Source organism: Limnohabitans sp. 103DPR2 (assembly GCF_001412575.1).
In the GTDB taxonomy this organism is placed as follows: domain Bacteria; phylum Pseudomonadota; class Gammaproteobacteria; order Burkholderiales; family Burkholderiaceae_C; genus Limnohabitans_A.
In genome coordinates this window covers 2073489-2097158 of record NZ_CP011834.1, presented here as the reverse complement: position 1 = coordinate 2097158, position 23670 = coordinate 2073489, and the positions used below count along the sequence as shown (strand labels likewise).

Genomic DNA, 23670 nt, shown 5'->3' with positions numbered 1-23670 from the left:
TCAAAGTACTTCGCTGGCAAAGTCGGCAAGTCGTGAACGCTCGCCGCGTGCCAATGTGATGTGGCCACCATGCGCCCATCCCTTGAAGCGATCAACCGCATAGGTCAAGCCTGATGAGCCTTCAGTGAGATAAGGTGTATCAATTTGGGCCAAGTTACCCATGCAAATGATCTTGGTGCCGGGGCCTGCACGGGTGATCAAAGTTTTCATTTGTTTGGGCGTTAAGTTCTGCGCCTCGTCAATGATCACGTATTTGTTCATGAAAGTGCGGCCGCGCATGAAGTTCATGCTCTTGATTTTGATGCGGCTGCGAATGAGTTCGTTGGTGGCTGCGCGGCCCCATTCGCCCGCATTGCCGCCATCGCCTTTGGCCAAGAACTCCAAGTTGTCGTCCAATGCACCCATCCAAGGGCCCATTTTTTCTTCTTCGGTGCCTGGCAAGAAACCAATGTCTTCGCCCACGCTGACGGTGGCACGCGTCATGATGATTTCGGTGTAGCGGCGATCGTCCAGGACTTGTGTCAAGCCTGCGGCCAGTGCCATCAAGGTTTTGCCGGTGCCAGCGGTGCCCGCCAAAGTGACAAAGTCAACTTCTGGGTCGGTCAACATGTTCATGGCAAAGTTTTGCTCGCGGTTTCGGGTGGTCACACCCCACACTGCATTTTTGGCATGGCCAAAATCTTTGAGTGTTTTCAGCACAGCGGTCTTGCCTCGAATTTCTGTCACCCGGGCGTAGAGGCTGGGTTCGCCCGGCGCTTCAAGGTACACAAATTGGTTGATCAAGAGGCTTGGCACCAAGGGGCCACTCAAGCGATAGAAGGTGTGACTGCCTTGTTGCCAGCTCTCGATGGCTTTGCCGTGGCGGTTCCAAAAGTCAGGGGGCAGGGCCATGGCGCCGGAGTACAGCAGATCGCCATCTTCCAGCACTTTGTCATTTTGGTAGTCCTCGGCTGCCAGGCCCAATGCGCGGGCTTTGACGCGCATGTTGATGTCTTTGGAAACCAAGACCACTTCCCTGGGGGCGTGCAATTTGCCCAAGGCTTGAACCACACCCAGAATTTGGTTGTCGGCTTTTCCCTGAGGCAAGCTCATGGGCAAGCTGACATCCATGATTTGGGTTTGGAAAAACAATTTGCCGCCAGAGTCGATGTGACCTGTGGCATTGAGTGGCAATCCCAGTTTGATGTCAGAGCCAGGGGTTGCAGCCAATGCATCCAAGAAACGACTGGTTTGACGTGCATTGCGCGCCACTTCTGTCATGCCTTTTTTGTGGCTGTCCAGTTCCTCTAAAACAATCATTGGCAGATAAACGTCGTGCTCTTCAAATTGAAAGAGGCACATGGGGTCGTGCATCAGAACGTTGGTGTCCAAGACGAACAATTTCGTGGGGCCTTGGTTCTTTTTAGACGCCTTGGTTTTCTTTGGCGCTTGCTGGGGAACAGGCTCACGCGAGTAAGAGGGTGTAACGCTTTGTTCTTGCAGCTCAGGTATTGCTTTTTTCGCAATGGGTTTCTTGGTCACGTTGTCATGCGGCATTGATTTGGCAGGTGCACTGATGGCACTTTCTGTTTTAGCGAGCGCTTTAGAGGAGATCAATGATGCGCGCTGTGTGGGAGCGGGGGGCAATGGCATGAAGTGTGGCCTCTGGTGAAAAGTTAAAAACTAGAATGCAAAGAAAAAGCCGCCTGGAGGCCAAGGCGGCTTTGCTTTAGGGGTGAATCTGGATGGGGCTGTAATTTCAGCGGCATGGTGCCATTATGCGGCTTTTTTCAGGGCCTTAACGGCTTTTAGAACTTCTTCAACGTGGCCTGGGACTTTCAGGCCACGCCATTCTTCTTTGACCAAACCGTCTGGGCCAATCAAGAAGGTGCTGCGCTCAATGCCTTTGACTTTCTTGCCGTACATGATTTTGTTTTTGACAACGCCAAACATGTGGCACATTTTTTCTTCTGTGTCGGCAATCAACTCGAATGGCAGTTCCAACTTGGCCTTGAAGTCGTCATGAGACTTCATGTTGTCGCGGGATACGCCAAAGACGGTAGCGCCAGCTTTGGCGAAGTCTTTGTATTTGTCGCGAAACTGCATCGCTTCGGTGGTGCAACCAGGGGTGTTGTCCTTCGGGTAGAAGTACAAAATCATGATTTTGCCGTTGTGAGATGTGTTTGAAACCTTCAGGCCGCCCGTTGCGTTTGCTTCAAATTCGGGAAGGGGTTTGTTAACAACGATCGCCATAGAACTAATCTCACGTGACAGAAATGAACCGCATAACCGATCAGGTGCTGAGTAGCAACATCACCGGACGGCAATCGCGTATTTTATCCTGAAACTCGAGGGGGTTTTGAAATAGTCCGCAAAACCACCCAATCAAGCCTCGTTCAGAGGCAGATAGGCCAAAACGACGTGCCGTCCCTCACCGGCCAACACGTTAAAGGTGCGGCAGGCAGCCCCGCTGTCCATGGTTTCAACCCCAATGCCCTGACGAATCAGGCCTTGGAGCAGCTTGGGGGAGGGGAACCGCAGCCGTTGACCGCTGCCAAAAATCACCAATTCCGGCCTAAAGGCCAGCAATTCATCAAAGGTGTCTTGTGTCAGGTCTGCAAAAGATGCTGCGGACCATGTTTGAGGGCCCTGGATGGCGCACAATTTAATGGGGCCAGTTTGCAGTTTGCCGTTGACGACAACACCTTCAGCGCCATAGCTTTGAATCGAATAAGCGTTGCTGGCATCAGGATGGAGTTTCATGCGGTATTGTTTCTTAAAAAGGGCCAGTTCTGTGGTCAAATTATAGGTTTTCCCCAGCGCCAACACCCCTCGGAGGGATTTTGAAAACTATCCAAAAATCAGCCAAGCTTGCCAACGTTTGTTACGACATCCGCGGCCCCATCATGGACCGCGCCAGACAAATGGAAGAAGAGGGCCACAAAATCATCAAATTGAACATCGGCAACTTGGCGGTGTTCGGCTTCGATGCGCCCGAAGAAATTCAGCAAGACATGATTCGCAATCTGCCCAATTCGGCGGGTTACTCGGACAGCAAGGGGATTTTTGCCGCTCGCAAGGCGGTGATGCATGAGACTCAAAAGCAGGGCATCAAAGGCGTCACATTGGACGACATTTATCTGGGCAATGGCGCCAGTGAATTGATTGTGATGGCCACCAATGCGTTGCTCGACAACGGCGACGAGCTGTTGTTGCCAGCGCCCGACTATCCCTTGTGGACAGCTGCGGCCAGCCTTTCAGGTGGAACCCCCGTTCACTACCTTTGCGATGAGAACAAGGGCTGGATGCCCGACCTGGCAGACATTCGCGCCAAAATCACAGCCAAAACCAAAGGCATCGTGGTGATCAATCCCAACAACCCAACGGGAGCGCTTTACTCCGACGAGTTGTTGTTGGGTATCGTGGCAATTGCACGTGATCACGGGTTGGTGATTTTTGCAGATGAAGTCTATGACAAGGTTTTGTACGATGGCGTGAAGCACACGCCTATCGCCAGCCTCAGCCAAGATGTCCTCACCATCACATTCAACTCATTGTCGAAAAGTTACAGATCGTGCGGATACCGCGCGGGTTGGATGTTTCTGACGGGTGACAAGCGTCCCGCCAAAGATTACATCGAGGGTTTGAACATGTTGTCCAACATGCGCCTGTGTGCCAATGTGCCGGGACAGTGGGCCATTCAAACAGCCTTGGGTGGTCATCAAAGTATCAATGAATTGGTGAACGAGGGTGGACGTCTGCGCAAGCAACGAGACCTTGCTTATGAGTTGATCACAGCCATTCCTGGCGTGACATGTGTGAAGCCCAGTGCGGCCCTTTACATGTTCCCCAAACTCGATCCCAAAATTTATCCGATTCAAGACGACCAACAGTTTTTCCTGGAAATGTTGCAAGAGACCAAAGTGATGTTGGTGCAAGGTACTGGTTTCAATTGGACCGAACCTGATCATTTCCGAATTGTGTTCTTGCCTCATTTGGATGATTTGCGTGAAGCCATTGCAAGAATGGCCAAGTTTTTAGAAAAAGCGCGTCTGCGTTTTGGTACTGCGGTTTAAGTGAGAGAGTTATGAATCCAATACAAGTCGGCCTGATGGGCATGGGCACAGTCGGTAGCGGCACATTCAATGTGCTCAAGCGCAATCAAGAAGAAATTAAACGACGCGCCGGTCGCGGCATTGCGATCACCATGGTGGCTGATCTGGATGTGGCCAAGGCCCAATCGCTGTGTGGTGATCATGTGAAAGTGGTGAACGATGCGCGCCAGATCATTGCCAACCCCGACATTGACATTGTGGTTGAACTGATCGGCGGCTATGGCATTGCAAAGACGTTGGTGCTTGAAGCCATTGCTGCGGGCAAACACGTGGTCACGGCCAACAAAGCATTGCTGGCCGTTCACGGCACAGAAATCTTTGCTGCTGCGCATGCCAAGGGCGTGATGGTGGCTTTTGAAGCAGCCGTAGCGGGCGGCATTCCCATCATCAAAGCGCTGCGCGAAGGTTTGACGGCCAATAGCATTCAGTGGGTGGCGGGCATCATCAACGGCACCACCAACTTCATCTTGTCTGAGATGCGTGAAAAGGGCTTGGACTTTGATGTGGTGCTCAAAGAGGCTCAGCGATTGGGCTACGCAGAAGCCGATCCGACCTTTGACATTGAAGGTGTTGACGCAGCACACAAAGCCACACTCATGAGTGCTTTGGCATTTGGCATCCCCGTTCAATTCGACAAAGCCTATGTTGAAGGCATTACCAAATTGGGTGCGGCCGATATCAAATACGCCGAGCAATTGGGTTACCGCATCAAGTTGTTGGGCATTACCAAGCGCACCGATGCAGGTGTTGAATTGCGTGTGCACCCTAGCTTGGTGCCCACACAACGCCTGATTGCCAACGTTGAAGGCGCTATGAATGCCGTGATGGTGCAGGGCGATGCCGTCGGCACCACGCTTTACTACGGCAAGGGTGCAGGGTCTGAGCCAACGGCCAGTGCTGTGATTGCTGATTTGGTCGACATCACGCGCTTGCACACAGCCGACCCTTTGAACCGCGTGCCCCATTTGGCTTTCCAACCCAATGCTATGAGCAATTTGAAAATTTTGCCCATGTCCGACGTTGTGACCAGTTACTACTTGCGCTTGCGCGTGGCAGATGAGGCGGGCGTTTTGGCCAAGTTGACGGGCCTGTTGGCAGAGGCCAACATCAGCATTGATGCGGTGCTTCAACGCGAAGCCGATCAGGTCAGCCAAGCGGGTGAAAACCAAACTGATGTGATCATCCTCACGCACGATACGGTTGAGGGCAAGATGAATGAAGTGTTGGCGCAAATGCAAGCATTGCCCACGGTGATGGCGCCCATTACCAAAATCCGTAAAGAAGAGCTGAACTGATGCGCTACTTGTCTACCCGCGGTCATGCTGATCGCAAACGTTTTTGTGAAATTTTGCTGGAAGGCCTGGCGCCCGACGGTGGTTTGTATTTGCCCGAAACGTACCCCCAAATTACAGCAGACACCTTGATGCACCTGCGCCAAGTTTGGCAAACCAAAGGCTATGCAGCGTTGGCGTTCGAAGTGCTTTCTCTGTACATTGATGACATTCCATCCAATGATCTGCAAGCCCTTTGCCAAAAGACCTACACAGAAGCCGCTTTCGGTACCCCCGAAATTGTGCCTTTGAAGTCCCTCAAAACCAAAGCGGCGCCTGGCGCACAAGTGAGTTTGGAAGCTTTGTCAAATGGTCCAACGTTGGCATTCAAAGACATGGCCATGCAACTGTTGGGCAATTTGTTTGAGTACGAGTTGGCGCGTCGCAATGCCGAGTTGAACATTTTTGGTGCAACTTCCGGTGACACGGGCAGTGCTGCAGAGTACGCCATGCGCGGCAAAAAAGGTGTGCGTGTGTTCATGACCAGCCCACAAGGCCGCATGAGCCCATTTCAACAAGCGCAAATGTTCAGCTTGCTCGATGAGAACATTCACAACATTGCCATCGAAGGAGTGTTCGACGATTGCCAAGACATTGTGAAAGCTGTCAGCAACGATTTGGATTTCAAACGCAAGTACAAAATTGGGACCGTCAATTCCATCAACTGGGCTCGTCTACTGGCGCAGGTGGTGTACTACTTTGCGGGTTACTTTCAGGCCACGCAAGACAACTCACAAAAGGTTAGCTTCAGCGTACCCAGTGGCAATTTTGGCAACGTGTGTGCCGGTCATGTGGCGCGCATGATGGGTTTGCCCATTGACCAATTGGTAGTGGCTACCAATGAAAATGACGTGCTCGACGAGTTCTTCAGAACGGGTGTCTATCGCGTTCGAGGCACAGCCGATACCCACGAAACATCCAGTCCTTCGATGGACATTTCCAAGGCCAGCAACTTTGAACGCTTTGTGTTTGACTTGCTTCAGCGCGATGCTGTTCGAACCAAAGATTTGTTCTATGACCAATTGAATCAAAAAGGTCAGTTTGATTTAGGTCACGACCCTTTGTTTGCTACGGCCAAAACCAAATTCGGTTTCATCAGCGGTAAGAGCACACATGCTGATCGACTCAAAACCATCCAAGAGGTTTTTGCAGACAATCACATCATGATCGACACGCACACAGCCGATGGCTTGAAAGTGGCTGTGCCGCTGGCCAAACCAGGCATTCACATGCTTGTATTGGAAACGGCTTTGCCCATCAAGTTTGCTGCCACCTTGGTGGAAGCCTTGGGACGTGAACCCGATCGGCCAGCCAAATTTGAGGGCATTGAGGCCTTGCCCAAGCGGGTTCAAGTGATGCCCAAGTCTGTCGACGCCGTTAAAAAGTACATTGCGCAGCACTGCGACTGATCCCGATGGCCACCGACAACACCCCCAAACGCCCACCCCTGATGTCCTTGGACGATGCCTTGGACCATGTGTTGAAAGGGGCCATCGTCATCCCTGAACACGAGTCAGTGCCCAGCTTTGAGGCTGACGGTCGTGTCTTGGCTGAAGACCTGGTGTCGCAACTCCAGGTGCCGCCGCAAGACAATTCTTCGATGGATGGTTATGCCATTCGCTTAGAAGATGTGCCAGTTGTGGGTGCAAGATTGAAAGTGACCCAACGCATTCCAGCGGGTCACAACGGTCAGGCGCTTCAAGCCGGTGAAGCCGCGCGCATCTTTACAGGTGCACCCATTCCGCCAGGTGCCAATGCAGTTGTGATGCAAGAGGATACCCAACTCGATTCATCCACTGAGGTCCCTGAAGTCGCTGTCCAAGTGATACCCAGCCAGGGTCAATGGATCCGGCGAAGTGGCGAAGATGTGACTCGCGGTGCAGTTGTGTTGCCTAAAGGCACGAGGCTAGATCCTGCCGCATTGGGTTTGGCCGCCAGCATTGGCGTTGCCAAAGTGAAAGTGGTCCGCCGTCCACGCGTGGCCTTGTTTTCGACGGGCGATGAGTTGGTGATGCCTGGCGACGTTGAGCCGCAGAACATGCGACCTGGCGCGATCTACAACTCCAACCGATTTTTCCTTCGCGCCTTGTTGGTTCGTGCTGGCTGCGACGTCACTGATTTGGGAATCGTGCCAGACAACTTGAGCTCAACCCTTCAAGCGATGAAGACTGCAGCTGCCAACCATGATTTGATTTTGACCAGTGGCGGCGTGTCTGTGGGTGAAGAAGATCATGTCAAGCCAGCGGTCGAAGCCTTGGGTGGTTTGAATTTGTGGCAAATTTCCATGAAGCCCGGTAAACCATTTGCCTTCGGTTTTCTCAATCCACAGGGCGCCTCCGCTTCCAATAAAACATATTTCATGGGACTGCCTGGTAATCCAGTTTCAAGCTTTGTGACTTTCCAATTGTTGGTTCGTCCCTTCTTGTTGGCTTTGCAAGGTGTGGCGGCAGTTCGCCCAACGCCCTATCGTCTGCAAGCTCATTTCGATCTTCCTAAACCTGATAAACGGCGCGAATTTTTGCGTGTCAAACGCAATGCCCAAGGCGGGGTAGAGTTATTCCCCAATCAAAGCTCTGGTGTTTTGACTTCCGTCGTTTGGGGTGATGGTGTGGTGGACAACCCAGGCGCGCAAGCCATTCAAGTGGGTGATTGGGTGTCGTTTTATCCCTTTGCGGAGTGGCTGCAATGAAACTCCGTTTGCGTTACTTTGCTTCATTGCGAGAGTCGCTTGGAAAGTCTCACGAAGACTTCCTGACCGATGCGCAAACAGTGGGCGAGTTGAGAGATCAACTGCTTGCGCAAGGCGGTGCGTATTTGTGTTTGGCGCGCGGCAAAGCTGTCCGAATGGCTTTGAACCAAGTCATGGTGGAGGAGGATGCGCCCATCACGGACAACGCCGAGTTGGCTTTTTTCCCGCCGGTGACAGGGGGCTGAAACATGCAGCCTCGTGTGGTCATTCAAACTGAAGACTTCAATGTGGCTGAAGTGCTGGCTGCGCTTCGCGCCAATGACCTGAGGGTGGGTGCAGTTTGTTCTTTTGTAGGTACGGTTCGCGATACGCGCATGCTCACTGGGCAAGCAGTAGATGAGGTTGTTTCAATGACCTTAGAGCACTATCCTGGCATGACCGAGTCTTCCATCGAGGCCATGATTGAAGAGGCGCATCAGCGTTTTGATTTTTACCAAGCCAAGGTCATTCACCGAGTGGGCGACTTGAAACCTGCCGATCAAATTGTGTTGGTTGCTGTCACCTCGGCACATCGCGGCGAAAGCTTCAAGGCCTGTGAGTTTTTAATGGACTACTTGAAAACGCAGGCGCCCTTTTGGAAAAAAGAGGAAACCCCCGAAGGTGCGCAATGGGTTGATGCGCGGGTCAGTGATGACCAAGCCCTGGCTCGCTGGGGTATCAAGTCAAGCAACGCTTAACGGATGGATAGATGCAGTCAGTGTTGGTAAGCTGGCCGCTCAGCACTGGCAGGGTCCAAGTTGTCGGGACGCTGCGAAAAATCAGGTTGCTGCCATTGCGCTTTTTTCAAAGCTTGTTCAATGAGGTGCAACAAGCCATGCAACAAAGCTGCCTGAAGATTGAATTCACAAGATGCACCACTGGCATTCTCGCCACTCTTGTCTTGAAATAACAAATTCAAACTGCCGCTGTTGTGCAAATTCAGTTGAACATCGGTCACCAGCATGGGGGTGGGGCCCAGCGGTAAGCTGAGGTTTTGCGATACAAAGGGCGTTGAAAAATCGGCTTGTGATAGAAAGTTCTCGCGCTTTAACTCAGCCAACATTTGTTGAGCCGTTGTGTCTGTCGCCATCACTTGGGGGTCGCGGGCTTCAAGTTGAACCACGGAGGCCTGCAGATGTGGCAGCAAGCGCAGTGTCATGGCCCTTGTGAGCCACAGCCTGAACTCCTGACTGTCTTGATTGCTGACCCGCAAGGCCAAGCGATCTTGACGTTCGTCATATTGGACCGACATTTGGTGAATGTTCATACTTGACATTCTAGAGGCTCTGGGCAGGGCAGTAGCTCAATTTGGTCGCCCTCTTGAAAAATAGCCACAACGGCCCAAAATGGATCTCAATAGGAGATTCAAATGCGAATTGACAAACTGACCACCAAATTTCAAGAAGCGCTTGGCGATGCCCAGAGCTTGGCCTTGGGCAAAGACCATGCATACATCGATCCTGCACACGTCTTGTTGGCCATGCTGCAACAACAGGATGGCCCCAAGGCTTTGTTACAACGGGCTGGCGTCAACCTGACAGCCTTGATGTCTACCGCCACATCGGCTGTCGAACGATTGCCCCAGGTCACGGGTCAAGATCAGGTTCAAGTGGGCCCAGATCTGGTCAAACTGTTGCAGGCTGCAGAAAAAGAATCACTGAAACGCGGTGACTCTTTTGTGGCCAGCGAACTTTTTTTGTTGGCCTTGGCAGACAGCAAGTCTGAGTTGGCTCGGAACGCCAAAGCGGCGGGCTTGAGCCGTCAAAGTTTAGAAACTGCAGTCGATGCAGTGCGTGGAGGACAAAACGTGAACAGTGCAGAAGCTGAAGGACAACGTGAGTCCTTGAAAAAATATTGCCTTGATCTAACCGAGCGGGCGCGCATGGGCAAGCTCGATCCCGTGATTGGCCGCGACGATGAAATTCGCAGAGCCATTCAGGTTTTGCAGCGACGCACCAAAAACAATCCCGTCTTGATCGGTGAACCTGGTGTTGGCAAAACGGCCATCGTGGAAGGTTTGGCGCAGCGCATTGTGGCCGGCGAGGTGCCCGATTCATTGAAGGGTAAGCGGGTCTTGTCTTTGGACATGGCCTCTTTGTTGGCGGGTGCCAAGTTCCGCGGTGAGTTTGAAGAGCGTCTTAAGTCCGTCCTTAACGAGCTTGCCAAGGACGAAGGCCAAACCATTGTGTTCATCGATGAACTGCACACCATGGTGGGCGCAGGCAAGGCCGAGGGTGCTATGGACGCAGGCAACATGCTCAAGCCTGCATTGGCACGCGGCGAATTGCATTGCGTGGGTGCCACCACCTTGGACGAATATCGCAAATACATTGAAAAAGACGCTGCACTAGAGCGTCGTTTTCAAAAGATCTTGGTGGGCGAGCCCAGCGTGGAGGCCACCATCGCCATCTTGCGGGGCTTGCAAGAGAAGTATGAAATCCACCATGGTGTGGACATTACCGACCCTGCCATTGTGGCGGCGGCAGAACTCAGTCACCGCTACATCACCGATCGATTTTTGCCCGACAAGGCCATCGATTTGATTGATGAAGCAGCTTCCAAAATCAAAATTGAAATTGATTCCAAACCTGAGGTGATCGACAAGCTTGATCGACGTTTGATCCAGTTGCAGATTGAACGTGAGGCTGTCAAAAAGGAAACCGATGAGGCCTCTCAAAAACGCTTGGGTCTGATTGAAGAAGAGATTGTGACGCTGAAAAAAGAAGCCGCCGATTTAGAAGAAATTTGGAAGACCGAAAAAGCGCAAGCACAGGGCAGTCAAAACGTTCGCGAAAAAATTGACCAATTGCGTCAACAAATTGAAGAACTCACCCGCAAAGGCGACTTCAACAAGGTTGCAGAGTTGCAATATGGAAAATTGCCTGAACTTGAAAAGCTCTTGTCTGAGACACAGGCTAAGGAATTGAATCCAGAAGCGGGTTCTGCGCCACGCTTGTTGCGCACGCAAGTGGGTGCTGAAGAAATTGCCGAAGTGGTCAGTCGTGCCACTGGCATACCCGTGTCCAAAATGATGCAGGGTGAGCGTGAAAAACTGTTGCAAATGGAAGTCAAGTTGCACGAGCGTGTGGTGGGTCAAGACGAAGCCATCGCTGCTGTCTCGCATGCCATTCGCCGTTCACGCTCGGGCTTGTCCGATCCGCAAAGACCCACAGGTTCCTTCTTGTTCTTGGGCCCAACAGGCGTTGGCAAAACAGAGTTGTGTAAAGCCTTGGCGGGCTTCTTGTTTGACAGCGAGGATCACCTGATTCGCATCGACATGAGTGAGTTCATGGAGAAGCATTCGGTTGCCCGTCTCATTGGCGCGCCACCTGGTTACGTCGGCTACGAAGAGGGCGGCTACCTCACGGAAGCCGTGCGCAGAAAGCCTTACTCGGTTTTGTTGCTTGATGAGGTTGAAAAAGCGCACCCTGATGTCTTTAACGTGTTGCTTCAAGTGTTGGACGATGGGCGCTTGACGGATGGTCAAGGCCGCACAGTCGACTTCAAAAACACAGTCATTGTGATGACGTCCAACATTGGCTCTCACTTGATTCAGTCCATGGTGGGAGAGTCCAATGACGACATCAAAGAGGCTGTTTGGGGTGAATTGAAGAATCACTTCCGTCCCGAGTTTTTGAACCGCATCGACGAGACGGTGGTCTTTCACAGTTTGGACGCCAAGCACATTGAATCGATTGCCAAAATTCAACTCCAAATTTTGGAAGCTCGTTTGTCGAAGATGGACTTGCACCTTGAGGTCTCGCCTGCGGCTTTGGCGGAACTGGCCAAGGTGGGCTTTGACCCTGTGTTTGGTGCCCGTCCCTTGAAGCGAGCCGTGCAGCAAAGGATTGAAAACCCGCTGTCCAAACTGCTCCTTGAGGGCAAGTTCTTGCCAAAGTCGGTGATCCCTGTGGATGTCGACCCAGTGAAGGACCCAGGCGTTTTTAAATTTGACCGTGTGGTGAGCTAAAGTGAATCACCAGGTGACCTTGCTTCGTCTGAAGAATTCGCTTTGAAAGTATCATGCGGCCTTGATCACAAGAGGCTGTATGAGCAATCTAAACGACAAACAAGCTGAAACTGGCTCCAAGACTCAAATGGGAGGTCACCTCCTGGTGGAGTGTTTGGTGGCGCAAGGCATTTCCCACGCCTTTGGTGTCCCTGGTGAAAGTTACTTGGCCGTCTTGGACGGTTTTCACAAATACAAAGATCAGATTCAGTTTGTGACTTGCCGGCAAGAGGGTGGCGCGGCCTTCATGGCGGATGCCCAAGGTCGTTTAACGGGCCGTCCTGGCGTTTGTTTCGTGACCCGAGGCCCCGGTGCCACCAATGCCTCCATTGGCGTTCATACGGCGTTTCAAGACTCTACGCCCATGGTTTTGTTTGTGGGCGATGTGGCCACCGATACACGTGACCGCGAAGCCTTCCAAGAAGTCGATTTCTGTTCTTTTTTTGGACCCAGCACCAAGGGCATGGCCAAACGCGTCGAGCGCATCGACGATGCCAAGCGTATACCTGAATACGTGGCACGCGCATTTGCCACCGCTATGAACGGCCGACCCGGTCCCGTGGTTCTGGTTTTACCTGAAGACATGTTGACCCACGAGGTGACGGCCCAACCCTTGCCAAAGCTAGAACCCGTGGAGGCTTGGAGTGATCCCGGTAGTTTGCGTCAACTGCGAGAAATGTTGTTGGCGGCCAAACGGCCATTTGTGATTGCCGGCGGCGGCGGTTGGACCCCGCAAGCCGCACAAGCGCTGCAAAGGTTCGCGGAAAATTGGCAATTGCCCGTTGGCAATGCCTTCCGATTTCAAGACACCTTTGACAACTTCCATCCTTTGTATGCGGGTGATGTCGGGATTGGCATCAATCCCAAACTGTCGCAGCGCATCAAAGACAGCGATTTGATTTTGGCCATTGGCCCCCGATTGGGAGAAATGACCACCAGTGGCTACACACTTTTGGAAGTTCCGAAACCCAAGCAAAAGCTCGTGCACATTCACGCAAGTGCTGAAGAGCTTCACCGTGTGTATTCGGCAGATTTGGCCATCTGTGCCACCATGAATGCCGCCGCACGAAGCCTTGAAGTGTTGACCGCGCCGCCGTCAGTGCCTTGGTCGGACTGGACGGCACAGGCCAATGCGGATTACCGGGCCAATATTCAGCCACAGTCTTTAGCCGGCCTGCCACACGACTCGGCCCAGGGCTTGGTGAACATGCCCGAGGTGGTTGCTGCATTGCAGCGGCATTTACCGGCAGATGCCGTGCTGACCAATGGTGCAGGTAATTTTGCAAGTTGGGTCCACCGTTATTACCAGCACCACGGCTTGAGCAAAGGCTTGAAGACGCAATTGGCGCCAACGGTGGGTGCCATGGGGTACGGCGTGCCTGCAGGTATCGCCGCTTCTATCGTGTCCAAGCGAGTGGCATTCACCATTGCAGGTGACGGTGATTTTTTAATGAATGGCCAAGAGTTGGCAACAGCCTGTCAGCATGGCGCCAAATCGATTGTGGTGCTATTGAACAATGGCATGTACGGCACCATTCGCATGCATCAAGAGCGCGATTTTCCGACCCACAACATGGGCTCCAACTTGAACAATCCGCACTTTGCCAATTTGGCCAAAGCATATGGGTATGAAGGCATTCGAATTTCCAAGACGGAAGAGTTTGAGCTTGCACTGATCGAGGCGCTTCAACGTGAGCAGGGTACCTTGATTGAAATCATGTTGGACCCGGAAGTCATTACCACCCGAGGCACGCTCTCGGCCATCACACAAAATGCTTTGAAATCGAAGTCATAAAAAAAGCCGGGATGCCCCGGCTTTTTTCATTCGAGAAGCATTGAATTACTTCAAGTGCTTGCCGATCAGGCCGGCCATCTCGAACATGCTGACTTGGGCTTTGCCAAAGACTGCTTTGAGTTTGTCATCAGCGTTGATGTTGCGCTTGTTGACTTTGTCTTGCAGGTTGTTTTTCTTGATGTAAACCCACAGCTTGCTCACGACTTCAGTACGTGGCAGTGGGGATGCACCCACCACAGCAGCCAAAGCGGCGCTAGGTGTCAAAGCCTTCATGAAAGCGGCATTAGGTGTGCGCTTTTTTGCGGGGGCTTTTTTGGCTGCAGGCTTTTTAGCTGGTGCAGCTTTCTTTGCAGGAGCAGCTTTTTTAGCGGGTGCTGCTTTTTTTGCAGGTGCCGCTTTTTTCGCTACGGGTTTTTTGGCGGGTGCTGCCTTCTTTGCAGGAGCAGCTTTTTTTGCCGGAGATTTTTTTGCAGTTGCCATTTTGAAATTCCTTAAGTCGGAAGTTGGTTCGCAGCCGGAAACTTATTTATCCGGCTGAGCGGATGCTACTGGAGAAAGTGCGTGTTTCCAAGGGGCAATTAAGTTTTTTTAAGCGTGATGTTGCAGATATCCCTCTTGCAAAAAAATCATTGTTTGACTTGGATGAGCCATTGATGTGGTGATTTGAGAAAAAGCGGCATTTGCAGTTTGGAAATTTAATTTCACAATACAAAATATAGTAGTGTTGCACCGCAATAATTTTTCTCAATATGAGAGATGATATTTTGCAATGAGAAATTAATTGCATAACGCATTGAATTTAAACATAAAAATAATTGTCTTATATAAGACATAAGATGTTTTTTTGGTCTTCTATAAGACTTAGAATTTTCCCCAGTGCCAAAGATTTCTGGGAATGAATTGGCCTCAACTTCAACCACACTTAAGGAAAACGTCATGCCACAAAATCTCGTTGAACAACTCAGCCGTGAACAACAAATTGCCGCTTTGGAAAAAGATTGGGCCACCAACCCCCGTTGGAAGGGCGTCAAACGCGGCTACTCAGCTGCCGATGTCGTGCGTTTGCGCGGTTCTTTCCCCATTGAGCACACATTGGCTCGCCGTGGTGCTGAAAAACTGTGGGATCTGCTTCACACAGAAGACTACATCAATTGCTTGGGCGCATTGACGGGTGGTCAAGCCATGCAGCAAGTGAAAGCTGGCATCAAAGCCATCTATTTGTCTGGCTGGCAAGTTGCAGCTGACAATAACTCTTATGCATCAATGTACCCCGATCAATCTTTGTATCCAGTGGACTCTGTGCCAAAGGTTGTGGAGCGCATCAACAACAGCTTCCGCCGTGCTGATGAAATTCAATGGTCTAAAGGCACCAACCCTGGCGACAAAGAGTACACAGATTACTTCGCGCCCATTGTTGCCGATGCTGAAGCCGGTTTTGGTGGCGTGTTAAATGCCTTCGAATTGATGAAAGCCATGATTGCGGCAGGTGCGGGTGGCGTTCACTTTGAAGATCAATTGGCTTCTGTGAAAAAGTGCGGTCACATGGGTGGCAAAGTTTTGGTGCCAACCACTGAGGCTTGCCAGAAATTGATCGCAGCCCGCATGGCAGCTGACGTTTGCGGCGTACCCACTTTGGTGATTGCACGTACCGATGCAGAAGCTGCTGACTTGCTCACCAGCGACTACGATGAAAACGACAAGCCTTTCCTGACAGGTGAACGCACAGCGGAAGGTTTCTACAAAACCAAGAAAGGCATGGAGCAAGCCATTAGCCGCGCAGTGGCCTATGCGGAATACGCCGACTTGGTGTGGTGTGAAACCGGTACCCCCGATTTGGAATTTGCCCGCAAGTTTGCTGAAGCTGTTCACAAGAAACACCCCGGTAAATTGTTGGCCTACAACTGCTCACCTTCTTTCAACTGGAAGAAAAACTTGGACGATGCGACCATCGCCAAATTCCAGAAAGAACTCGGCGCCATGGGTTACAAATACCAGTTCATCACTTTGGCTGGCATTCACTCCATGTGGTACAACATGTTTGACTTGGCACAAGCCTACGTTCAGCGCGGCATGTCTGCCTATGTTGAGAAGGTGCAAGAACCTGAGTTCGCAGCGCGCGATCGTGGCTATTCCTTCGTGTCGCACCAACAAGAAGTGGGCACCGGTTACTTCGACGAGGTGACCACTGTAATCCAAGGTGGCCGCTCTAGCGTCACAGCTTTGACCGGTTCAACCGAAGAAGAACAGTTCCACTGATCGAAAAAGACCTCGGGCACAGCGTAAAATCTGGCCTGAGCGTTTGAAAACGCGGCAAATGCCGCGTTTTTCATTTCTGGCGCCAAAAGGGCGCCTTTCCTTTTTTCAGTTCGAACATGGTTCAGATCACACTTCCAGACGGTTCATTGCGTGAGTTTCCCGGTCCCGTCACCGTGGCAGAGGTTGCAGCCTCCATTGGCGCTGGCTTGGCCAAAGCGGCTTTGGCAGGCAAAGTTGATGGCAAAGTGGTGGACACGAGTTTCACCATAGCGGCCAATGCGCAACTGGCCATCATCACGGGCAAAGATGCAGATGGCTTGGAAGTGGTTCGACATTCAACGGCGCACTTGTTGGCTTATGCCGTGAAGGATTTGTATCCTGATGCGCAAGTCACCATTGGCCCCGTGATTGAAAACGGTTTTTACTACGACTTTTCCTACAGCCGTCCGTTCGACTTGGACGACTTGGCCGCCATTGAAAAGCGCATGTCCGATTTGGCCAACAAAGACGAGCCTGTGGTTCGTCGTGTGCTACCTCGTGATGAGGCTGTTGCGTATTTCAAAGGCATGGGTGAGCACTACAAGGCCGAAATCATTGGCAGCATTCCCTCCAATGAAGATGTGAGCTTGTACAAAGAGGGCGCGTTCGAAGACTTGTGTCGCGGCCCCCACGTCCCCAGCACTGGCAAGCTCAAGCATTTCAAGCTAATGAAGGTGGCAGGTGCGTACTGGCGTGGCGACAGCAAAAACGAAATGCTGCAACGCATTTACGGCACGGCATGGACCAGCAAAGAAGATTTGCAAAACTACCTTACCCAATTGGAAGAGGCAGAAAAACGTGATCACCGTAAATTAGGTCGCGAGCTCGATTTATTCCATATTGATGAGCATGCACCCGGCTTGGTTTTTTGGCATCCTAAAGGTTGGTCTGTTTGGCAGAAGGTTGAGCAGTACATGCGTGCGGTCTACCAAGACAACGGTTACCAGGAAGTCAAAGGTCCGCAAATCATTGACAAGTCCTTGTGGGAAAAAACGGGCCACTGGGACAAGTACCGCGACAACATGTTCACCACAGAGTCTGAAAAGCGTGACTACGCTTTGAAGCCTATGAACTGTCCTGGCCACATCTTGATTTTCAAGCAAGGCATGAAGAGCTACCGCGATTTGCCTTTGCGCTACGGCGAATTTGGTCAATGCCACCGCAATGAACCTACTGGCGGCTTGCACGGCATCATGCGCGTGCGCGGCTTTACACAAGACGATGGCCACATTTTCTGTACCGAAGATCAAATCTTGGCTGAAAGCGTTAACTTCACAACGCTCTTGCAAAAGGTCTACAAAGATTTCGGCTTTACCGACATCATTTACAAAGTTGCGACGCGTCCTGCACAGCGCATTGGCTCCGATGAAATTTGGGACAAAGCCGAGCATGCCCTGATGGAGAGTTTGCGTGCCTCCAACTGTGACTTTGAAATTGCCCCTGGCGATGGCGCCTTCTATGGCCCCAAAATCGAATACACCCTGAAAGACGCTATTGGCCGTCAATGGCAGTGCGGCACCATTCAGGTTGACTTCTCTATGGCTGAACGACTCGATGCCGAGTACGTTGGAGAGGACGGCAACCGCCATCGTCCCGTCATGTTGCACCGCGCCATCGTGGGCAGCATGGAGCGATTCATCGGTATTTTGATCGAGCAGCACGCTGGTGCCTTGCCTGTTTGGCTGGCCCCAATCCAGGTGGTGGTGTGCAACATTACCGATTCCCAGGCCGATTACTGTCGTGAAATTGCCCAAAAAATGCAAAAACTGGCGGGAAATCAAGGCCTTAGGGTCGATTTAGACCTCCGGAACGAGAAAATCACGTATAAAATACGCGAGCATTCATTGCAGAAGCCGCCTTACATCCTTGTCGCTGGCGACAAAGAAAAGGCTGCGGGTACTGTCGCAGTACGCGCCCGAGGTAACAAAGACCTCGGTGTCATGTCTGTTGATGCGTTCATTGAACTCGTCCAATCAGACATTGAATCTAAAGTTTGAAGGTATTTTCCGATTGCTTTAGCTTGACGCTTGCTCGTCGGTTTGGGCTGCCTTGTGCAGTTTTTATTAAAAGGATTTGAACCATCGCTACCACCGAATTTCGTGACCGCCGTCAGCGCGAAGAGCGTAAGCATCGCCTGAACCGTGAAATCACTTTCCCTGAAGTCCGTTTGTCCGGACCCGAGAACGAGCCCTTGGGCATTGTTTCTTTAGCAGATGCTTTGCGCATGGCGGGAGAGTTGGATGTTGACTTGGTTGAAATTGCAGCCACCGCAACACCACCGGTTTGCCGATTGATGGACTACGGCAAGTTCAAATACCAAGAACAAAAGCGTGCTGCCGAAGCCAAAGCCAAGCAGACGGTCATTGAGATCAAGGAAATTAAATTCCGACCCGGTACCGATGACGGTGACTACAACATCAAGATGCGCAACATCCGCCGCTTTTTGGCAGATGGTGACAAGTGCAAAGTGACCTTGCGTTTTCGCGGTCGCGAAATTACCCACCAAGAGTTGGGCATGGCACTGTTGCAGCGTATTCGCGATGACTTGGGTGATCTGATTGTGGTTGAGCAGTTTCCAAAGTTGGAAGGCCGCCAAATGATCATGATGATTGCACCAGGTCGCAAAAAACCGGCTGGTAAAACAGCCAACGAAGGTGCTCCGGCAGCTTCAGAGTGAGTTTGAAGAGTTCCTTCGGGAGCTCTTACAAATGAGGTTGTCACCAACCTCAAACAGCAAAACACTTCGGTGAAGTGCTGATTAAAAGTGGCTCGGGGCCAACAAGGCTGCAAGGAGTTTGCAGACGCCTCACGAGCACAAAATAAGGAGCAGTCAAATGCCCAAAATGAAGACCAAAAGCAGCGCCAAAAAGCGCTTCCGTGTTCGTCCTGGTGGTACCGTTAAACGCGGTCAAGCCTTCAAGCGTCACATCTTGACGAAGAAGACAACCAAGAACAAACGTCACCTCCGTGGCCCAGTAGGTGTGCATGAGACCAACATGGGTCACATGGCACAAATGCTGCCATCGGCTGGCCTGTAATTCACTGACGAACAAGGAGAAAATATGCCTCGCGTAAAACGTGGTGTTACGGCACGAGCCCGTCACAAAAAAGTATTGGCCCTGGCCAAAGGTTTCCGCGGTCGCCGCGGTAATGTCTTCCGTATCGCTAAACAAGCGGTGATGAAGGCCGGTCAGTATGCATACCGTGACCGTCGTGCCAAGAAACGTGTGTTCCGTCAGTTGTGGATCGCGCGTATCAACGCAGCGGCCCGTGAATGCGGTCTGACATACAGCCAATTCGCAAATGGCCTGAAAAAGGCTGCCATTGAAATCGACCGTAAAGTGTTGGCGGACATCGCCGTGCACGACAAGGCCGCTTTTGCTGGCATCGTGAACCAAGTCAAGGCCAAGTTGGCCGCAGCTTAAGTACTCACGCAGTCAATCAAAGGGGTTGAGGCTTGCGAAGGCTTCAATCCTTTTTTCATTTTGAATTTAAGTTCCTTTTAAAGTTTCCACCATGACCGAGTTGGACAGTTTGGTTGAAGCGGCTCGCGCCAGTTTTGCGCAGGCCCAAACCCCCGCCGATCTTGAGAATGCCAAAGCCCTGTACTTGGGCAAGTCAGGCCGCATCACTGAAATGATGAAGGGCATGGCTGCTTTGAGCGTTGAAGAGAAAAAAACATTCGGCGCAGCGGTGAACGTTGCCAAGCAGGGCATTGAAGCAGCGCTCACGGCGCGCCGCCAAGCTTTGGCCGATGCCGAGTTGGCTGTTCAACTGAAAGCGGAAGCTTTTGATGTCACCTTGCCAGGTCGCCCCCTGACGCAAGGCGGTCTGCACCCTGTGTCACTTACCTTAGAGCGCATCGAGCAAATTTTTGGCTCCATGGGTTTTGAAGTGGCACAAGGCCCCGAAATTGAAACCGACTGGTTCAACTTCACGGCCCTCAACACACCCGAAGATCATCCCGCACGCTCGATGCACGACACCTTCTATGTCGAAGGCGGTCATTTGCTGCGTACCCACACCAGCCCCATGCAAATTCGCCATGCAGTCCAACACGTCAAGCGTTACAAAGCGCAATTGGATGCAGGGCAGGGCATGCCCGAAATTCGTGTCATTGCACCTGGCCGCACCTACCGCGTCGACAGCGATGCCACGCACTCACCCATGTTTCATCAGTGCGAAGGTTTGTGGATTGGCGAGAACGTCAGCTTCAAAGATTTGAAAGTGGTGTTCACCGATTTTTGCCGTACGTTTTTTGAAAGCGACGACTTGGTGTTGCGCTTCCGTCCCAGCTTTTTCCCCTTCACAGAACCCAGCGCCGAAATTGACATTCAATTTCAAACAGGCCCATTGGCGGGCCGTTGGTTGGAAGTGGCGGGCTCCGGTCAAGTGCACCCCAACGTGGTTCGCAACATGGGCCTCGACCCCGAAAAATTCATTGGCTTTGCCTTCGGCATGGGCCCCGACCGTCTCACCATGCTCCGATATGGCGTGAATGATTTGCGCTTGTTCTTCGACGGCGACGTTCGCTTCTTGAGTCAATTTCAATAATTAAAAGACCATGCAATTTCCTGAATCCTGGCTGCGTGAGTTTTGCAACCCACCCCTCAATACAGAACAACTCGCTGAAACGCTCACCATGGCGGGCTTGGAGGTTGAAGAACTTCAACCAGTGGCGCCGCCATTTTCGAATGTGGTGATTGGTGAAATCAAAAGTGCAGAGCAGCACCCCAATGCAGACCGCTTGCGCGTGTGCCAAGTGGATGTGGGGCAACCGACATTGCTCAACATTGTTTGCGGTGCGCCCAACGCACGCATTGGTATTCGCATTCCCTGCGCCATGGTCGGTGCAGAGTTGCCGCCTGGCGAAGATGGCAAGCCTTTCCTGATCAAAGTGGGCAAGCTGCGCGGCGTTGAAAGCCAGGGCATGTTGTGCTCCGCCAAAGAGTTGAAAATTGCGGATGACCATGGCGGCTTGCTTGAGTTGCCAGCAGATGCGCCCTTAGGCCAAAGCATTCGAACCTATTTGAAGTTGGACGATACCTTGTTCACATTGAAGCTGACGCCTAACTTGGCGCACTGCTTGAGTGTGTACGGCATTGCACGTGAAGTCTCGGCGCTCACTGGTACGCCTTTGCAGGCGCCGGTGTTCAATGCTTTGACAGCCCAAGTGCAAGACAAATTGGCCGTCAAGGTTGAAGCCACCGACTTGTGCGGCCGCTTCAGTGGCCGCGTGGTGAAAGGCGTGAATCCCAAAGCCCAAACACCCGCCTGGATGGTGGAACGCTTGGCACGTTGTGGCCAACGCAGTGTCAGCCCGTTGGTCGACATTTCAAACTACGTGATGTTTGAGTTTGGCCGTCCTTCACACATTTTTGACCTCGACAAAATTCATGGGGGCCTGCAAGTTCGATGGGGCCGTGCAGAAGAATCACTCAAGCTGCTCAACGGCAACACAGTGACCGTGGACGACAAAGTGGGTGTGATTGCCGATGACTCACAAGTGGAGTCTTTGGCGGGCATTATGGGCGGCGATGCCACCGCCGTTTCTGACGACACTCAAAACATTTACATCGAAGCTGCTTACTGGTGGCCTAAAGCCATTGCAGGTCGCTCACGTCGCTACAACTTCTCGACCGATGCCGGCCACCGATTTGAACGAGGAGTCGACCCAGAAGGCACAGTTGAGCACATTGAGCGCATTACGCAGTTGGTGATTGACATTTGCGGCACGCCAGCCACCCAAGTCGGCCCTGTGGACGACCAAAAACTGAACATGCCTGTGCGCAAACCTGTGACCTTGCGCGTGGCACGTGCAGTCAAGGTGATTGGCATGGCGTTGACACAAAAGCAGTGTGCCGATGCACTACGCGGTTTAGGTTTTGAAGTGAGCGAGGCGGAAGGCTTGGTCACGGTCAACCCACCCAGTTGGCGCTTCGATTTGGAAATTGAAGAAGACCTCATTGAAGAGGTTGCGCGCATGGTCGGTTATACCCAGTTGCCGACCACGCCGCCATTGGCACCTATTACGGCCAAGATTCGCAAAGAAAATGTGCGGGGTCCCTTTGCTGTTCGCCGCAGCATGGCGGCATTGGGCTACCAAGAAACCATCAACTTCAGTTTTGTTGAAGAACGCTGGGAGCATGAGTTGGCAGGCAACGCCAACCCGATCAAGTTGCTCAATCCCATTGCCAGTCAAATGAGTGTGATGCGAACCAGTTTGCTGGGCTCTTTGCTGCAAGTGGTGAAATTCAATACCGATCGCAAAGCGGATCGTGTCCGTGTCTTTGAACTGGGCCGTGTGTTTTTGCGTGATGCCTCGGTCAAAGACAGCGATAGCACCGTCGAAGGCTTGAATCAGCCCATGCGCGTTTCCGGGGTGGCTTATGGCCCGGTCAGCACCACCTCTTGGGGTGGCAAAGTTCGCAATGTTGATTTCTTTGATGTCAAAGGTGAGGTGGAGGCTTTGCTGTCACCGGCCAAGCCAGTGTTTGAAACGGCTGAACATCCTGCCATGCACCCTGGTCGCTGTGCGCAAGTTTTGCTCAACGGCCAAGTCATTGGCCATGTGGGCGAGTTGCATCCTCGCTGGCGCCAGACTTGGGACTTGCAACAAGCCCCCATCATGTTTGAGTTGGACTTGGATGCGGTGCTACAGCGCGAAGTGCCTGTGGCACAAGGCGTTGCGCGATTCCAGGCTGTAGAGCGTGACATTGCCGTCATCGTGGCTGAAAAAGTGACGCACGGCGAGCTCATGTCGGCCATTCATGCGGCGCCTACAGAAGGTCTGTTGAAAAATGCCGTGTTGTTTGATGTGTTCCGCCCACAGGCCACACAAGGCATTGAGAAAAGCTTGGCAGTCCGCTTGACTTTGTACAGTGACGAAGCAACATTGACCGACGTTCAGATTGAAGCCACAGTCAAAGCCGTGTTAGACCATTTGGCGACCAAGTTGTCAGCGCGCTTGCGCTCTTAATTGAAAGCAGAAAGTACCTATGGATTTTTCTGTTGAAAGTCTCGAAACACCTGCGCTGACCAAAGCGCATCTGGCCGATTTGTTGTTTGAACAAATTGGATTGAACAAGCGCGAGTCCAAAGACATGGTGGACTCTTTCTTTGATTTGATTGCAACGCAGTTGGTTCAAGGAACGGATGTCAAAATTTCCGGATTTGGTAATTTCCAAATCCGTGAAAAAGCACCACGTCCAGGCCGCAATCCCCGTACGGGTGAACTGATTCCCATTGAGGCGCGGCGCGTTGCCACCTTTCACGCCAGTCACAAGCTCAAAGATGTGATCCAAGGTGACGAATCTGGCAAGGCTTAACACTTGCTGACAATCAGCGATCAGAGATCTAACAAAATATTCAACTGAGGCCTTTACGGAGTGCCTCGGCTTAGAGTAAGCTAGTAAGTT

General features: G+C 52.0%; 22 protein-coding genes. 16 read left to right on the top strand and 6 right to left on the bottom strand.

From position 1 onward, the window contains the following. The 3 genes from L103DPR2_RS10095 to L103DPR2_RS10085 form a co-directional block, all read right to left on the bottom strand. Positions 1–1632, bottom strand: a complete 1632-nt coding sequence (locus L103DPR2_RS10095) for a PhoH family protein (RefSeq protein WP_055360977.1) — start codon at positions 1630–1632, stop codon at positions 1–3. 123 nt (positions 1633–1755) lie between these two features. Then, positions 1756–2232: a peroxiredoxin gene (locus L103DPR2_RS10090; RefSeq protein ID WP_055360976.1), complete on the bottom strand. Its 477-nt coding sequence runs from the start codon at positions 2230–2232 to the stop codon at positions 1756–1758. 132 nt (positions 2233–2364) lie between these two features. After that, positions 2365–2742, bottom strand: a complete 378-nt coding sequence (locus tag L103DPR2_RS10085) for an Mth938-like domain-containing protein (RefSeq protein ID WP_082466888.1) — start codon at positions 2740–2742, stop codon at positions 2365–2367. An 80-nt stretch (positions 2743–2822) separates the two neighbouring features. Here L103DPR2_RS10085 and L103DPR2_RS10080 point away from each other — a divergent pair, with 80 nt between their 5' ends. The 6 genes from L103DPR2_RS10080 to L103DPR2_RS10055 are packed head-to-tail and all read left to right on the top strand — an operon-like array spanning position 2823 to position 8851. Continuing rightward, on the top strand, positions 2823–4055 hold the full coding sequence (locus L103DPR2_RS10080) for a pyridoxal phosphate-dependent aminotransferase (RefSeq protein ID WP_055360974.1): 1233 nt from the start codon (positions 2823–2825) through the stop codon (positions 4053–4055). Between the two features lie 11 nt (positions 4056–4066). Beyond that, positions 4067–5389 (top strand): homoserine dehydrogenase, encoded by a 1323-nt coding sequence (locus L103DPR2_RS10075; protein WP_055360973.1) that lies wholly within the window; start codon positions 4067–4069, stop codon positions 5387–5389. Further along, complete coding sequence (thrC, locus tag L103DPR2_RS10070; RefSeq protein ID WP_055360972.1) at positions 5389–6834, top strand: threonine synthase; 1446 nt, start codon at positions 5389–5391, stop codon at positions 6832–6834. The genes L103DPR2_RS10075 and thrC overlap by 1 nt, the downstream gene beginning before the upstream one ends. 5 nt (positions 6835–6839) lie before the next feature. Further along, complete coding sequence (locus tag L103DPR2_RS10065) at positions 6840–8114, top strand: molybdopterin molybdotransferase MoeA (RefSeq protein WP_055360971.1); 1275 nt, start codon at positions 6840–6842, stop codon at positions 8112–8114. Next, the gene (gene moaD, locus L103DPR2_RS10060) at positions 8111–8359 is read left to right on the top strand and encodes a molybdopterin converting factor subunit 1 (protein ID WP_055360970.1); all 249 of its coding nucleotides are present in this window, start codon (positions 8111–8113) and stop codon (positions 8357–8359) included. The genes L103DPR2_RS10065 and moaD overlap by 4 nt, the downstream gene beginning before the upstream one ends. A 3-nt stretch (positions 8360–8362) precedes the next feature. Next, positions 8363–8851, top strand: coding sequence for a molybdenum cofactor biosynthesis protein MoaE (locus tag L103DPR2_RS10055; RefSeq protein ID WP_055360969.1), 489 nt, complete (start codon positions 8363–8365; stop codon positions 8849–8851). Between the two features lie 17 nt (positions 8852–8868). On the opposite strand, the gene L103DPR2_RS10050 is transcribed toward L103DPR2_RS10055, so the two are convergent. Then, positions 8869–9420, bottom strand: a complete 552-nt coding sequence (locus L103DPR2_RS10050; protein ID WP_055361974.1) for a hypothetical protein — start codon at positions 9418–9420, stop codon at positions 8869–8871. 102 nt (positions 9421–9522) lie between these two features. Between L103DPR2_RS10050 and clpB the strand changes: the two genes are divergently transcribed. Next, positions 9523–12123 carry an ATP-dependent chaperone ClpB gene (gene clpB / locus L103DPR2_RS10045; protein WP_055360968.1) on the top strand — a complete coding sequence of 867 codons (2601 nt, stop codon included), beginning with the start codon at positions 9523–9525 and terminating at the stop codon, positions 12121–12123. A gap of 79 nt (positions 12124–12202) precedes the next feature. Next, complete coding sequence (locus L103DPR2_RS10040; protein WP_055360967.1) at positions 12203–13957, top strand: thiamine pyrophosphate-binding protein; 1755 nt, start codon at positions 12203–12205, stop codon at positions 13955–13957. 45 nt (positions 13958–14002) lie between these two features. Here the strand turns inward: L103DPR2_RS10040 and L103DPR2_RS10035 are convergent, their stop codons facing one another. Next, positions 14003–14437, bottom strand: a complete 435-nt coding sequence (locus tag L103DPR2_RS10035) for an SWIB/MDM2 domain-containing protein (RefSeq protein WP_055360966.1) — start codon at positions 14435–14437, stop codon at positions 14003–14005. A gap of 221 nt (positions 14438–14658) precedes the next feature. After that, entirely contained in the window at positions 14659–14895 is a 237-nt protein-coding gene (locus L103DPR2_RS14325) for a hypothetical protein (protein WP_156339892.1), read from the bottom strand. Here L103DPR2_RS14325 and aceA point away from each other — a divergent pair. The 8 genes from aceA to L103DPR2_RS09995 all read left to right on the top strand — a co-directional run bounded on the left by aceA (position 14894) and on the right by L103DPR2_RS09995 (position 23580). Then, positions 14894–16213, top strand: a complete 1320-nt coding sequence (gene aceA / locus L103DPR2_RS10030; protein WP_055360965.1) for an isocitrate lyase — start codon at positions 14894–14896, stop codon at positions 16211–16213. The two genes, L103DPR2_RS14325 and aceA, sit on opposite strands and share 2 nt — an antisense overlap. A 116-nt stretch (positions 16214–16329) precedes the next feature. Next, positions 16330–18249 (top strand): threonine--tRNA ligase, encoded by a 1920-nt coding sequence (gene thrS, locus L103DPR2_RS10025; RefSeq protein WP_055360964.1) that lies wholly within the window; start codon positions 16330–16332, stop codon positions 18247–18249. Positions 18250–18332: 83 nt separating this feature from the next. Further along, positions 18333–18929 carry a translation initiation factor IF-3 gene (gene infC / locus L103DPR2_RS10020; protein ID WP_082466785.1) on the top strand — a complete coding sequence of 199 codons (597 nt, stop codon included), beginning with the start codon at positions 18333–18335 and terminating at the stop codon, positions 18927–18929. Positions 18930–19086: 157 nt separating this feature from the next. Continuing rightward, positions 19087–19290 (top strand): 50S ribosomal protein L35, encoded by a 204-nt coding sequence (gene rpmI / locus L103DPR2_RS10015; protein ID WP_055360962.1) that lies wholly within the window; start codon positions 19087–19089, stop codon positions 19288–19290. A gap of 24 nt (positions 19291–19314) precedes the next feature. Then, complete coding sequence (gene rplT / locus L103DPR2_RS10010) at positions 19315–19677, top strand: 50S ribosomal protein L20 (protein ID WP_055360961.1); 363 nt, start codon at positions 19315–19317, stop codon at positions 19675–19677. A gap of 91 nt (positions 19678–19768) precedes the next feature. Continuing rightward, entirely contained in the window at positions 19769–20806 is a 1038-nt protein-coding gene (gene pheS / locus L103DPR2_RS10005) for a phenylalanine--tRNA ligase subunit alpha (protein WP_055360960.1), read from the top strand. A gap of 10 nt (positions 20807–20816) precedes the next feature. Beyond that, positions 20817–23231, top strand: coding sequence for a phenylalanine--tRNA ligase subunit beta (gene pheT, locus L103DPR2_RS10000; protein WP_055360959.1), 2415 nt, complete (start codon positions 20817–20819; stop codon positions 23229–23231). Between the two features lie 19 nt (positions 23232–23250). Beyond that, a complete protein-coding gene (locus L103DPR2_RS09995; RefSeq protein ID WP_055360958.1) occupies positions 23251–23580 on the top strand; it encodes an integration host factor subunit alpha in 330 nt (109 codons plus the stop codon). Positions 23581–23670: the final 90 nt, after the last annotated feature.